Here is a 15,856-nt window from a genome sequence, read left to right on the forward strand (position 1 = left end):
GTGAATAGTAAATCTATGATTCAACATTCCGTATCGATTCATCTTTATCACGTATCCTTACACTAATGATTACTCTGTCGTTATTGCTAGACAAGTAAACTGATTATCTTCTTCGCCACGCATACCAAAATTTTGATAATCCTTGGCTTTTACTGTGCTGGTTTCCTGACAAGCTAATTGCAAAGCTTCCTCATTCAATCGGACAGACGTGCGAGGAACCCACACCATGCCGACTCTCCTTATATTAACTAAGACCATATTCCCTTTTTCGTCTTTTACTATCAATGGCGGTTTTGGCAGCTTCTTAGCTGACTTCAGCGACCATTCACCTTCCAAATTCTTATACTCAATAACAGGCTCTAACCACTCTTCGATCATTACCGACGAACTTGCAGAAAACGACGTAATAGTGAGCAATACCAACCAACAAAAAAGCAGGGGTTTCTGAAGTAATATCTTCATCAGTTACCTCCCTCAATATTTTCTCCATAACGGCTGTCTAACCGATCAAGTAATTCATTACCTACCCAACCTAGAGCCAAAATAGCCAGCCAGCTAGAAGGCGCATAATTAAACCAACCGAAAACGACGGTTAAAACAAGAATGACAAAGACACTACTCATTAACCATAACCTTGTATGTAACCACTGTAATACTGTTGATGTTTCGGCGAATGTTTTAATAGCAACCAATAAGGTGATATACACAAGCCAAATCATAAAGTTAACGTGATCAACATTGTCATCTTCTTTTGTATACGAATGACCAAAGGTAATCAGGTTATCAAGCGCCATGGCGTGGAAAAAAACGCCTGGTAAAGCACCATGGACGGGAGAAACTACATAGTCATGTATCCCTTCTATTTGACCTCCAACTAATACAATTGAATTTTGTACTATTCTCCTAGCTTGCTCTCGTTCTTGAGAATTTGATGAGCGGACCATTGCCATTAACTCATCAGCATAGAGCACCCTTTGCGGCGGGCAGAGTTGTAAGTAAACTTCTTTTGTTAACCAGGGCACAATATTATGTACAACAGAAGACACCACACGAGTCGATACATCCATTAATGTGCCACGCTCACGGCACTGAGTATTTCTGTGTGGCAGAAGAACCTGAGCTGCATTAGAGTTCCAACGTACACTCATCGCAGAAGCCTCTTTATCTGAAATAGGAAGGCACTTTTTATCTCGGCAATATTCATCATAAAGGGCAGTAGCTGTTGTTGGTGTCCCATCACCTACATAAAGAGGATATAACTCTCCTTCCCCTTCCCAACCGTTAACGGCCAACTGTGCAAACGAAGAAATGTCTGTCTTAATATTGTCGTCCATATTGGAGTTAGCTGTTCCTTTTGCAAAATACAGAGGGACACTAGTTTCAGTTTGGATCGCTTGTATTTTTTTTAAAGCTCGGTCATAACTGGTATCTAACGATCGTTTCTTCATCCACATCACGTCATAAAATACGGCAAGTGGTTGATTAACCATTATTGTAGAAAGTAAGTTAACTTGATCGCTGTATGATAACGGCCAATCATTCGACTCCCATAAGTAAGGGTAAAGGTTGTTAATTGCTCGATCGTTAAAAAGTACAACTAATATTCTAGGCTCGCTTTCAGAAGCATCGTAATGACCTGACACAACACGATAAATTGCTTTTTCTGCAGCACGTTCACTCGCACTACCCAAACCATATGGGTCTCCATAGATAAGCCATGCCCCCATCAGAGCCAAAAACAGCCACTGCATAGAAAAAGCAAATCGACTATAAAGCTTACTAATTAAAATCTTAAGCTGGTGACGCCACTTATTCACGTTTGAACCTTCCTATTTCTACTTTTCATCTCTTGTTCTACTTTTCATCTCTTGTTCTACTTCTTACTTCTTACTTCTTACTTCTTACTTCTTACTTCTTACTTCTTACTTCTTACTTCTTACTTCTTACTTCTTAACGAGTCTGCAAGCGAATAACACTGATAGCTGCTTTATCTGATGATTTTTCTCGTTTCTTGAATGCCCTTTGCTGGGGAAGATCGCCCAAAGCTTGAGCAAATAAATCTTCAGGACTGCCTATAGCACGTGTTTTTGTCTCTACTCGTTTCTCAAATGTACTGCTCTCTAAAGGCTCTTGCTGTAAATGTGCTAATGAGATTGTCGGCGCTTCTCTACTTGCTGGAACGGCAATGACTATGAATTGCTCCTCTCCTGTTGTCTCTTCACTACTTACTACACCTTCGAATTCTGCAAATTCACCGGCAAACAATCGGCCACTGTAACCAGGTTCAGGAAAAACCTGTGTTATGCCTAAACCACTGTCGATAAACATAACGGTTAGATCAACGGGTTTGCGAGTTTGATTAACAAAGCTCATTTGTAGCTCATCCCCATCACCAGCAACCACCACGTTATCAAGTTCGACAGGCTCCTCATTAAGATACACTTCAGATAAAATACTGGACTTCCCAGTCAACTGTGCCGATAAACGTTTCAAATTATGCGCACGAACCAATCGAATTAACCCATTATTCAATATATCTGAGGGGGTACTTTCTGCTATTGGTAATGAAAGGTAGCTTTCTTGTGACTCTGGATTAGAAGCCTGACACGCTTTTTCTTTAGTACTCTCTAGCTCACAAGGAAGCTCAATATTCGCAAGGGTAAAGAAGTAAACTCTATCATCAGCCACATAGATTGAAACATCTGCGCTTTTATCTTCCTCAACCCATTCGATGGTTCTATTTAGGAAGTCATTTTTCTTCAGGTGATTCGACAAAGCACTCTGCCATGCTTCATTCGGGTTTTCTTGCCATTTAAACGTTATTGCAGGTGGATAGGCAGGACTTTGTAACTGTGCAAAGACGCGCTTTTTATTGACATCTCCAGTACGTAAAACCGCTTCACTGGTTGCTAATTCACTCTTTGTTATTTCCATCACAGCTAATGGTTCCTGGGCAGATACGTCTGCAAACACTTCGACAACCGCGCCTTTTTCGAAACCATTAATTTGACCAGCTTGAATAAAATACTGTCCTTTCGCTTTCTTCATGGGGTAACGAACATGAACTTCACCATATCGATGAAAGATTGGGGTATCTAGCTCTTTCCCTTCGAACAATGGTGTAGTGCGGTACCAAGGGAAACCGTTGTAAGCAGATAAAACACTTTGGGCAAGCTGCCTGTAGCTCAAATTGGGGTTTTGGCTGATTAGAGAGGTTAAGGTGTAAGTGAACAGACCTTGTGGTGATTTAGACTCGCCAAATGACAAATCCATTTCTGGCGCTTCTTCATTACTTTGTGCGGCTCCAAAGCTTATCAATGCACCCGCATTAGTCGCAAGAGTCACTGGAGAAAGATTAAAATCATTGCCGACTTTTGTAATACTTTCTTTTTCAGTTGATCCACTGCCTTTTAACTGATCGAGGGTCACATTTCTCGACCTCACATTCTGACCAGTAATACTTCGAGTCATAGTACCAGAGTGACACGAGTCAAAAACAACCCAAACATTCGCCCCTTTATTACGAAGCCGAGTCGTTAAGATATTTATTTCATCATCAGTGATACTGTTAGGCACTTCTCCTCGTTCCTTCGACCAACTCGCCACATCCCTAGGTAAAAAAATCTCGTCAAGACCGTCTATTGCATCATTACTATCTTGCAAATCTTTTACCGGTTGCTGGCTACCGTGCCCAGAAAAGTGTAAGTAGACAAAGTCCCCTTCTGATAGGTCTTTCTCAATGGCAAAAATCGCATCAATGATATTCTGCTTAGTTGGTAGTATTGAACCTTCAACACCATCGGCTAACAGTTCAATATTATTTTCTGCCACTCCTTGCTGCAGGAGCATACTTTGCACTCTCAGCGCATCATACTTAGGTCCATTCAAAGATAAACTAGGCTCTAAATTAGGGTATTCAGACACCCCAACAATCAAAGCATGATTCGTTGCCGCCGCTATTGTTTGTGAAAACAACGAGATAAATATAATGAACAACTGACGCATAAACACTTCCTTTTTAAGCCTTTAAAGTTAGCTCGACTCCATGCCAACTATATTCATTTCCAATGACTTCCATTTTTGAATCATCGAATTAGGTTCTTATAACTCAATACCAGTATAGTCATAGTGTAGATCGTCACTTATTATAATTATGAAAACACATCATTCATCACGACAGTTGTGCTATCTAATCAAAGGAATGACTTATTATGCTTATCACGAGAGAGAAAAGTTTAAGTTTTAATGCGCTAAGGTTAAGCCTAAGAGTTATCGTTATTCCTCTTCTTTTGTTACCAAGCTTGGTGTTAGCAGCGGTTTATGAAACTTGTCCACAAAGCCATGATTTCTTGCAACCTATGTTCGGCGTCACTCAGTTAAAGCCAATTACCATTGCAAGCTCCGCAAGCCCCTTCACAGCAAACAATCAAAATAGTCGTAATCATCCAGTATTATGGATAACAGAGCATACTGAAGGTAATTTCAAGATAGATGAGCAAGGAGGTCTGCCATTCACAGTCATAGCCATAAAGTGCAGGCAATTAACTGAGTCGCTGATGGTTGCTCTAAAATCAAGCCGAGACCTTGTTGGTTCTTCAATATCTCTTTCCCCCACAACGCATTATGTAAATGATCTTGGGCTATCATTTGACCAAATTGCTCAAATACACCATACGGCCTTTGAATCGGCTAAAAAGGCTCAACCAGATGAGTTGTATGAAACGATAGGTGAGCTAGCCCATCATTTAGAGTCATCACCAAAATTTACATCTCGTAGTATTAATGACAATCAATTTCACATTCAAACCGTTTACTACGCAACTACTCGCCAGCCAGAACTCACAGGTGAGAGCGTGTATTACAATGGCAAGCGTGACCTAGAAAAGCCGTTACGTGTCGGCAAAGCAGATGTGTCCATTCCTCGAGACCACAAGAAAGGTGAAATTGAACAGCCATTCCTCACACTAAAATGGCTTAAGCAAGCTGACTCTCATATTCTTATTCAAGACATTACAGAATATAGCCCAGACCAATTTTGGTCTGAACTCCCTGTCGAACTTGCAACTGGTGAGTGGGAGAAGAGTATTATTGTATACATACATGGCTATAACGTTGCCTTTCAGTCTGCAATAAAGCGAACGGCTCAAATGGCTTATGATTTCAAGTTTTCTGGAATCCCTATCTTATTTTCATGGCCGTCGAATGCATCGCTTCTCGACTACGCCTCAGACAGAGAAGATGCAATGTGGAGTGCCACCCACTTTGCTCAATTTATGACAGAGCTAAAGTCTAAACACGGCGATGCAAACATTCACATTGTTGCTCACAGTATGGGTAATCAAGTGCTTCTAAATGGTTTGAATGAACTGGCTTTGCAATCTGTAAATGACTCAACAACAAAACCGTCGATTTTTAAGAGTGTCATTCTTGCAGCGCCTGATGTCGATAGCGAGTGGTTCACGCACCAGATAGCCCCAAGAATTATGTCATTGGCTGATAACTGGGCGATTTACACTTCTGCAAATGATGGAGCCTTACTTACTTCAGAAAAAGTCAATCAAGTTCAAAGACTTGGAATGCCCGTTAGCCTAGTGGATGGTTTTGATATCATTGACACGAGTGAATTAAATGCTGCGCCTTGGAGCATACCTGAATCACACTCTTACTATGCAAATAAGCTACCGGTCATAGAAGATCTTGTTTCTCATTTACGAGGCATTCCTCCAGAAGAAAGAGATCTGCAACTTATAGAAAATCAAACGGGTCACTTTTGGATGCTCCTTGATAGCGAAGCACAATAAGCAATAAGCAATAAGCAGAAAGGTAGATTGGAAATACCGAAAGACAGGCATACTGAGTCTAAACAGTATGTGGGTACTATAATATTCAACCATTAAATGAACCAAGATACCCGTAGGATCCCCACCAACATAATCAGAATTGGTGGGGTTAAGCTATAAGCTATAAGCTATAAGCTATAAGCTATCCTAATTGGTCAAGATATCGTACACGTTGTAAACATTACCACGGTTCTTTATTTTGACTTCAAACTCGCCAGTCCATGCCGGCACCCAGCTACAATACATTTGATCTGAGTAATCATCATCTTTACAGATGCTATTGCCTCTCTCATCATAGACATACACATCGAGGTCAGTATCACCGTCACCAATTATCATTAATTCAGCGAGTCGATCACCTCTATATCGAATATAATAAGTATCTGTCGCTCCGGCTTCGATTCTGTCAGTTGAAATCGCAGGACCACTCGTTCTACCTCTCGTCTTCACACTCTCAATTTCTGAGATCATTGCTAAGTAAGATTCATTATCCCCAGAATATTCTTTGGCATAATCAAGCAAGCTATCAAAATCAACGGTCATATCCGTAGTTTTTTTAGAATCGACACCACCTTCAGACTCTTTAGTTCGCTTCATGTCCTTAGTCGGTGTCATTGCATAAATTTTCGCGGCAGTCATCAGTATCAATGGATCTTTTTGTTCAAGACCAACATCCACTAATTGTTGGACAAGAGACAAATTTGCAATGTGCGGGTCTTTCGCAGCTTTTACTTCTTGATTCACATTCATATCGGCGGCTGTAACCATGCAGGCAAAGCTTGAGGTGATAAGTAACGTAAGCGCTTTCAGTTTCATATAGAGGCCCTTCCCTAAATAGGTACTTCAATAAAGAATCAAAACCGAGATGTAACCTCGATGATGTCTACTTAATAATGAAACACTTTGAATAATTCAGTGAGTGAAGCATCACACTTCCGAACAATAATTGACCAGCCATTACCTTGTAGCGATAGATGAAACGACGTTCTCAGTCGTTTCATCTATATTTTAAGGCTTATCGAATATATGTTAAGGCTTACCAAACACAGCGAAACTTGACCAAGCGGCAGGATCTGCAAGATCTCCTTGTTTAGCTATCATCGCTCTTTGCGCTTTAGCTAACGCGACAAATTTATTTTGATTAGGCGTTTTAAGTTCGTTATAAAAAATGCGCATTAGCTCTGATGTTGCGGCGTCATTCACTTGCCAATAACTCGCCACCACCGTAGGCACTTTAGCGTGGGCAAATGCTCTTGCCATAGACGCATATTCTAAGCCTTTTACCCCAATTCCCGATTCACAAGCGGACAACACAACAAGGTCGGTTTCTTGTAGATCCATCATCGATATATCAATAACACCGAGGCGTTGATTATTAGCCATTAACAAGAAGCTATCTGCCGGATCCTGTGAGTCTAAAATCCCATGTGTAGCAAAGTGGATTACTTGGCTATCAAATGCATAATTTTCAAGCTCCTCAATGGATGCATCTTCGCCTTCCAGCACAATTGATTCATCGGAATAAATACTTTCAATGGCTTGTACCTCATGTCTTGCTCCCGGTAACGATCCATCAGGATCAGACACAAACAATGCCATATCATTTAAAGACTCTTCCCCATCAGCTATTAGATTAAAATGGTAAAGAGAAGGCAATATACCAAGTGGGTAACGCTCAATTGCGTACTCAAGGCTAGGCTCATTTGAACGAATAAGCGCAGAAAACGGCACATAATTCAGTGTACCGGCAGGAGTAATGTAGATCTCTTGTTTATCATCTAACAGCCCTTCTATCGGACGAAGCAGCTTATCGTAAAGCCATGATAAGCTTTGTATCACTTCCCCTTTACTCCCCGTAGGACCAGACTTTATAAACCCTCGAACTTGTTCAAATGGTGCATTTTCGACTTCTACATTTAATGTCAGCGCTTGTTGACGAAGCCCATAATTTACTATCGAAATGTGACGATTTAGTTCGCTCTGTTTAACAGCGATTTCGAACACATTAGCTCCCTCTTTAGAAACCACTTGAGTCAGTAATTTATCTGGCGTTGGGATGAACTGAACCAGTAATTGTTCTGAATTAAGCTTATCATTCAGCGCACTGATTTCACGTGGGTCAACACGCAGCATCTGGTACAAAGCGGTATGGTCGCGTTCTAAATTCGAAAGTAGCCTTTGTCTTGACCGCTCTTTGCGCTTAAGTTCTTTTTGTAACTGCTTAGCCGTTTTGTTATTGGGGTTTTCTGTCTTGCCGATCTCGGTCATTACCGAATTTTCTCTGTCGGTTTGGCTGTCTAGCTCAACCTCCAACAACTCAATTTCATCTTCTACGGAGTGGTACTTTAAGATCAGCTTTCCTTGCTCCGAATCTTTAGGGATGTTATCTAAAAATACAGAAGAGATTTCATTTTGAATGTCGGTATTAGAAGCTAAGAAAACCTGTGTTCCCATATCATGGTCACTGAGCAATGAAGCTAATCCACCAGCGTTATACAAGGTTACACCGAGGTCGGTGGCCACAAAGACTCGACCTTGCCCGTCCACACTCACCGCATGAACAACACGAGCACCATATTGACCAAATGATTGATCTTCGATCAAGAGCTGATTGAGCCTATCTGGGTAAAGCCATCCTGATTTTTGGTACATAACCACCCCTGCGGCAGAAGGGAATAGCCAAGCATCATCACTGCCCATTTTTACGCCTTGTCGACCAAGAAATAGCATCTGTGTACGATCATGAAGCTCTTTGTAACTGACATCTCCTGCCGTCTCGAATGAACGCCATTTGCCTTTGTTATCAAGTAAAAAACTTCTTCCCGTTGAAACAATCGCTTTATCATTAGATATTGGTGTATAACCCAACGTAAACCAATTAGGCTTCTCACTTGTTTTTACTCGTTCAAAGCCAAATTCCCCTAGCTTTAATAGCCCACCGTCTAAGTAAACGCCTTGGTGATCCAAATGCCCTTCATCTGAAGCCACAACATACAAGTCTCCTTGTAAATCCCTAAATACTTTAACCAGCATGTTACTGCGAGAAGGGAAACGTTTAGGGTCAATGTAGTAATTGAAATGTTCAAGCTCTCCTTCATTCCAATGGAATAAGTCGGCGCCTGCAACGACCCAAATTGAATCATCCGTATCTACAAATATGTCTTCAATTTTTCGGTTTTCATGTTCACTAGTTGCATCAAATAATTCAATGGTATCTGAAGAGCCGACTTCAATCTTAACCACCGTTCGACCATCGTGAGTAATCAAATCACCTGATGACGTTTGACGAAGCACTCTCGCGTTGACACCACTGAATCTTATAGGCTCAATACTTTCTTCCTCTTCGAAGAAGGCATAGATCTCTCTGCCTGTGGCGGCAAATGTCATCCCAAATTCTTCGATGTATCTCAAGTCGGTTGTTTTACCTAAGCTATCAAAGCGGCTACTGCGGCTTAGTGCAAAATCATAAACACCTTCTTGAGTAAGCAAAGTCCAGTCTCCAGCTGAATTACTAGCAGCCGCAATCGGTCCGACACTCAGCCCACCACGTAATTCCTCATATGGCAGTTCAATCAAATGAAAACGTTGCTTATGCCAAACCCCAAGTCCTTTATCCGTTAATACGACCGGTGAACGCCCTAATTCAGGAACATTTAATTCGGTAAATCCAATAACACGCTGGCTCATGGGTAAAGTGCTTGTGTCTGCAATTATGTTTACGTTATCAAGCTCACCTGCATAATACTCACGAGATTGGAGAACTTTTCCATCCCACCACCACAATGTACTTTCATCGGTTCGCCACAAATAAAATTCTACGCCCGCCGTTATCAGTCTTGGTTGGTCACTTTCTGCTACTAAGTGTAGATTCTCCCCTGAAAGCACGAGCCAATGCTCATCATCAAGACGTTTGAATTCATCGATAGTAAAGTCGAGTTCCAACACAATAGATGCCGAGCGTTTTGATTCATACAACTGAAGTATTTTATTATCAATTGCTACCCATATTTGATTGTCATCATTTTCAACATGAGCAATGAATTCAGAAGTCAGGTCATCTTCAATACCATTCCAGCGAACGACCTTATCTTCACTGTCGCTAACAAATAACCCGCCTTGAGTTGCAATGTAAATATACCCACTATTCGGCTGCACGATATTCTCTACATTCATACGCATTGCAGAATCCGGCTTGTCACCACTTCTAATAAGCTGCCGACTTACGCCATCATAGTTAAACCAACTCCAAAAGTTGTCGCGTTTGAGAATGAGCCCATCTCGCGTACCTACTAATACATCACCATTTTTAAGCACTAACATGGACGTAATTTCAGAAGAATCTAGTTCTAATCCTTCAATGTCAGGCAACGAGGTTCTGTACCAATAACCAGTATTTGAAAGAATGCTATTTTGTCTCCAGCTCTGCTCTTGAATTTCTCTAAAGGCAATATGGCTAATTGAATCACTTATCGCTTTAATTGCACTGTTATTACTATGGCGGTTTAACCACACACGCATACTCTGCACAGTGGCTAGTTCTTCTTCAAATAAACCTAAAGGGCGAGTTTTACTTTGAGTTTCAAACCAAAACCTAACGAATTGAGCAACGGATTCACTCCATTTATCATCCGCTTGGTAATTTTCAAAAGTCTCGTAACTTATCTCCAGAAGTTCTGAAGCATACGAACTGTTGTGGGGCAGGTTTTCTGACAAATGAGTCGCCAAGGCTAGCCCACTATTGAAAATAGCTTGCGTTGATTCGGGTGCGTCAGAATAGAATGCATTACGATAATCAAATTCGAGTTTTTCAATTCGATCATCTTGTCTATTGATCTCAGGTAATCGGTATTCTCTTTGCGCTGTTTGAGTACTTTGAACAAGTGACATCATCGCTTGAAAACTTTGTGTAATTCGCAGTGCAAGTTTGTGCCCTTCTTCGCTGTAGGTGCGTGTAATGTCACCAGCACTGTCGTATTCAACAATTAAAGAACCAAGTCCCTTCGTCGCGATTTCAATCGGTTTATTATTCGCATTGTATTGAAATGACATCTCAACTTCTGGAGTGATCATTAAGGAGATATTGTCATTTAGGTCGTATATCAATTCAACTGAATTGCCATTAGCACTCGTAATCAGCGTGAGGTTTCCTCGCTCATCGTAAGCAATTTCTAGGTAAGAGGCGCCCTTGCTCATGTAGACTGGTTTGCCAATTTTTGGATCATCGCGTTGCAGGTAAACTTCACCATTTGGCAAAACGATTTCTACTTCAGCTAAGCCGTTATAATTTCGTTGTCGAACAATATTACCTTCACCAGATAACGCTTCTTCGCGCATCGAATCAAACCAGCCAACATATCGCAAAGAAGACGAAATACCTCTGTCGAATCGGTAACTTAGAAATCCTGCTAAATGGTCACCTAAATCACTCAATGCTTTTTGTTCTAGCTTCTTGCTTACTTTTACGCCACGACTTCTTGCATCGTTCAAAAACTTAAGTGCTATCGCATCCGTCCCTTGCCCCCAATAAAGCGCATTCCTTGCAAAAGTATTTATCTTCCCTCCGCTATAAGGATCTCGCTTTACCATTTGGTAGCCATACCCATAAACAGAAGAGTTAGGTAAGTGGTTGTGGTAGTTCTGAACCAATATGGTATATACATTGGTGCTGTCAGGGTACAGTTCACTATAGAGCTTGATATGCTTACCTGCATTTTCGAAATCATCCATCGCAAAATAAATCTCAGCCGCATTTCGATGGTAAGTCACTAAATATCCGAAGTTATCTTTATAGCTTTCCCAATCTTTCAGGTGTTTTTGCAAATCCTCTTTAGGCAATTTAAAACGCTTATTTTGACGGTTCACTAGCCAAGTTTTATTCCATACCCAATCATTTTTCTCAGAGGCAGAATTAATAATGAGGGCGGCTTTATTTAACCAGTTCAATGCAGCATCAAAATCATTTTTTAACGCTTCAATTTCTAGCATCTGTAACGTTGCATTAAAGTTGGTAGGATCTGACTCAAGCAAAGCTAGCCAAACTTTAGATGCATCACTTGATTTATCAGCAACCAAATCAAGCAAGGTGTCATTCCAAGTTTGTTGCATTGCTCTCTCAAAGAAATGTCGCTTCGCTGACAACTCAGTATCTTGAGCCACCAAGGCGCTAAACAAAGCACTTAAGAGGGATTTATCTTCTGGGTATACATCACTGATCTTATTGAGAAGCTCTACGGCTTTGTCAGCTTGATGCTCTTTAATCAGTTGCTTAGCGTATTCCTGATTAAGTGATACATTTGTTGGGTGAGATTTCAGTGCCAATTCAAGCAATTCACTGGCTTGTTTGGGCATATTAGCTTTGTGGTATTGCTTGATTCCTTCGAGATATAAACGAGCTTCTGGATAAGAAATAAACGACAATGCATTCTTGAAGGCATCTATCGCTAAAGCGGTTTCACCTATATAGGACAAGCTCTGAATATAGATCCTCCATTCATATTCTCCTAACTCACCAGACGTCAAAAATGGCTCAAGCGTACGGACAACTTTAGCGTAATGCTTGTCTGTCATATAAAGCGCCGCGCGATTGAGCGCCAGTAAAACAGAATCAGGGTTTTCGATAGAGGAAAATATGTCGTATGCGCGGCCTTTATCTCCGCTCTGGCGATAAGCTGAAGCAGTATAACGTTGTTGTTTATCCGCCCAAGTATCCAATAATTGGCTATACCATCGAGCACGAAGTAATGCGCTAGCGGCGAGTTGTTCATGACGCCCGAGTGTGGCTAGGTTCTTATGCATTTTCGATACATTTGAATAAAACGGGTAACTCGATACCGCTTGTTGAAGTAAGGACAATGAACGCTCTTGAAAATCACGTCCTGAATAGAAGTAGCTTAAAGAGGTAGCTAAGCGAGAGTCATAAGTTTTATCTAGCCACTTATGCTTCATTTCTCGTAAGTTTACGTCGTCGATAGCTCTGTCTGCTAGGATTCTTTCACCCATATCAACAGCGATAGAACCTTCCAATCTAATGTCTGAAATCAGTGTTTTTAGACGAGTTCTGAATGCTTCATTATTCACCCAATCGCCGTCAAAATAACGCCAATTCAGCTGCCAGAAGTTCGGGCTAATTTTTATTCCCTGTTCTAATGAATCCCACGCTTTCTCTAAAACACCATGATCGATATAGTGACCTGAGATTCGGTTCACCAACCACAAGTCTTGTTCGGTGAGAGTGACGTTTTCATATTCGGCAATCGCCTCTGTCCACTTCCCTTCAGTGGCTAAGAATTCAGCTTTAAAACCCACCCCCATAGCATTAACTAAGCCCGCGTCTACATCATCGAAAGAGCTAGGTAAAACCCGCTGATTATCGTGGACAGTTAACCAAATATGTCGAGCGAAGGGGTGAGGGTTCCCTGATAGTACATTTCGCTCAACACTTGAAATAAGCGTTTGGTAATCACCAAAATTATTTAACCATGACCAGTATCGGACATGGGGGGCATCAAACAACTCCCCTGAAGTCGACTTAGCGTCTGGTACTTGGTAGTAACCATCTAACAACGCCATGATCTGTGGATTAGCTTGATCAATCGCTAAATCAAACGAGTTACGACGGCTTTCATTTTTTTTATGCGGGTCGACTCCGTACTCCAATAACGCATTAACCAATTCAAAATTATTGGCAGTTATGGTTTTCTGTAGCAAGAATTGCTGTTCACTCGTGGACAATTTTGGCAGGTGTTCCAACACCATTTTAGCTGATGAATATTGTGCAATTTCTCCAACAACCTCGACAGACATCTGCAATCCATTGTCGACAAGCACTTGATATGACTCGCTATCATTATTTTTCAGCACATAGCTAAGCAGCGTTTTTTCCTGATGATCTGGAACAAAAGCAAGCACCTCGATATCGACAGGGCTTGCTGCCACCCAACGCTCGAAAGCAAAGTCATTAGAGCTTAAATATAATTTGCTTATAAGCGGGGTACCGAAGCTGTCCCAAGATTCACTATAAGCACCTTGGCTCCAAAGACTGAATGCTAGCGGGTATTGTTTTTTATCAATCGCACGCCAAAGTAGCTCATTCCAACTCGGTTGATATACCAACTGTTTTTGTTCAATAAGCTTGGCGATTACTGTGTTACTTTTCTCTATTGCCGTACGTATCAATGAAGCACTGTCACTTTCTGTCAACTTGGTGAGGTCAACCTGGCTAAGCCATCCCTCCCAAATCACATCAGAAACATGTCCAAAACCTAATACCAATGGGCTGGATTCATCAGTTACTTCTGTTATTAATTTCGCCCCATAGGTCACTAACTGATTTGCTATTTCATCATATAAATGTTGTTTTCCATCTTCCGGTTTATTCTCAAATAAACTAAGTAACCAATAAGTTGGATTTTGTGGTTGGTGCACCTTAAGTAAATCTATAGCCGTTGAATAATGACCACCATAAAGAAGGTTTTCTACCAACCTATTAATCTCTTCTACACTTAATTTCTGTTCAATATTTTCAGTCAGAAATGCGATATTTTGTTGGTAAGAACCCTGATTACTTTCTGATAGTGAATCAACATCCATTGCCAATAATCGGGCTAGGTATTCATTGTGTTCTAGCGAATTTAATGTTGAAACGTCCGTTTTCTTAAACGCTTCAATAAATAAATTGTCTTGTTCAAGGTTTGGTAAATATTGACGAAGTAAGCGAATACCTTGCTGGGCATTTTTATGAACCAATGCACTTTCAACCCAAATGGCTAGCATATCTTCTTCGTATGAGAACATGTCGAGATCGAGTTCACGTAGCTCTTCTGGCTTAATTAGGGGAAGTAATTCATAAAAAATATTGGGGAAATTGAATGCGATGGCATTTCTCGCCAAATGTATATATTCATCGCTACGATCATTAGCAATACACTGCTCTGTGAAGAATTCAGCAAAAGGTTGAGAACCGTAAAATGCAAGGTTGATGCTAGAGTCTAACTGCTCGGATTCAATATTTAGATTAGCTCCGCTGTTGATTAAAATTCCGAGAATTTCTTTTGATTGATATGACGTTGCAATCTGAAGCAGCGAATTGCCAAAGGCGTCAACTTCATTAATAAGTAGAGGGTCAAACTGATCGTTGAAAACGTCAATATTATTGAGCCTCGCACTGTATCTTAATTGCTGATAACGCGTGTAATTTAAATCATGATATGGCTGTTTGCCTGATGCATCATCAATCAAGAGTTGGAGGATTGCATTCGCAACCGCTGGGGAACTGTCCACTGCCCAATCAACTAATGAGGTACCTTCAATCACTTCATAAGGTGTATAGCCTTGCACGAGTAATTTTAAAGCGAGTTCGTCATGCTCATAAGAAATTGCCCAATCTAAAAGTGAATACCCTTCTTCTGAACGAGTTTTAGAAGATAGCCCCGCCCTATGGATGAGTTCCCCTATTTGCGGATCAACCTCCTCCATTTCCAGCATGAAAATGCTATCAATTACGTTCCAATTGTCATTGGCAGCTTGGTTAACATCAACACCTTCAGACATTACCCATTCAACAATATCTGCTCGACCTGAAAGCACTCCATAATGAAAGGCAGTCACTCCATTGGATTCTCTAAGGGTAATGGATGCGCCCAAATTATGTAGCATTTGAGCGGCTAACAAGTCTCCTTTTTCTAATGCTGCGAACATCGCCGTTCGACCATATTCGTCTTCTTGCTCTAGGTTTGCCCCGTGGTGGTGAAGCATTTCTATAGAGTCAATTCGTTCTGAATATAGTGCGACAAAAATGGGGAAGGTTTCAAAGGTGGGGTCATAGTCATTGACATCAGCGCCTGCGATAATTGCTTTCTCAGCGTTGAGAATATTACCGCCGTAAAGGTCGTCTAACCATTGCGCATGCACAGCTGTGATTGTTAAGGACACATACAGTAATCCTCCGAGTAAAGCCCTGAACCAACTCAACATACTTTACCTAACCTTCTAGCTATTATTCCTTTGCAAATAATTGT

6 protein-coding genes are annotated in these 15,856 nt (G+C 41.0%); 1 reads left to right on the forward strand and 5 read right to left on the reverse strand.

Annotated features, from left to right (window positions below; genetic code table 11):
- Nucleotides 1–69: 69 nt before the first annotated feature.
- The 3 genes from L4C37_RS20245 to L4C37_RS20255 form a co-directional block, all read right to left on the reverse strand.
- A complete protein-coding gene (locus L4C37_RS20245) occupies nt 70–462 on the reverse strand; it encodes a hypothetical protein (protein WP_429769705.1) in 393 nt (130 codons plus the stop codon).
- Entirely contained in the window at nt 462–1,817 is a 1,356-nt protein-coding gene (locus L4C37_RS20250; RefSeq protein WP_429769707.1) for a CHASE2 domain-containing protein, read from the reverse strand. Before L4C37_RS20250 ends, L4C37_RS20245 begins: the two co-directional genes overlap by 1 nt.
- 133 nt (nt 1,818–1,950) lie before the next feature.
- Nucleotides 1,951–4,005: a caspase family protein gene (locus L4C37_RS20255; RefSeq protein WP_429769709.1), complete on the reverse strand. Its 2,055-nt coding sequence runs from the start codon at nt 4,003–4,005 to the stop codon at nt 1,951–1,953.
- 206 nt (nt 4,006–4,211) lie between these two features.
- Between L4C37_RS20255 and L4C37_RS20260 the strand changes: the two genes are divergently transcribed.
- On the forward strand, nt 4,212–5,801 hold the full coding sequence (locus L4C37_RS20260; protein WP_429769710.1) for an alpha/beta hydrolase: 1,590 nt from the start codon (nt 4,212–4,214) through the stop codon (nt 5,799–5,801).
- Between the two features lie 186 nt (nt 5,802–5,987).
- On the opposite strand, the gene L4C37_RS20265 is transcribed toward L4C37_RS20260, so the two are convergent.
- Together L4C37_RS20265 and L4C37_RS20270 are read right to left on the reverse strand one after the other, a co-directional pair.
- Entirely contained in the window at nt 5,988–6,656 is a 669-nt protein-coding gene (locus L4C37_RS20265; RefSeq protein ID WP_137375233.1) for a hypothetical protein, read from the reverse strand.
- A gap of 213 nt (nt 6,657–6,869) precedes the next feature.
- Nucleotides 6,870–15,770, reverse strand: coding sequence for a CHAT domain-containing protein (locus L4C37_RS20270; RefSeq protein ID WP_429769713.1), 8,901 nt, complete (start codon nt 15,768–15,770; stop codon nt 6,870–6,872).
- Nucleotides 15,771–15,856 lie beyond the last annotated feature (86 nt).

The sequence above is a fragment of the Vibrio kagoshimensis genome (genome assembly GCF_050337535.1).
GTDB lineage: Bacteria > Pseudomonadota > Gammaproteobacteria > Enterobacterales > Vibrionaceae > Vibrio > Vibrio gallaecicus.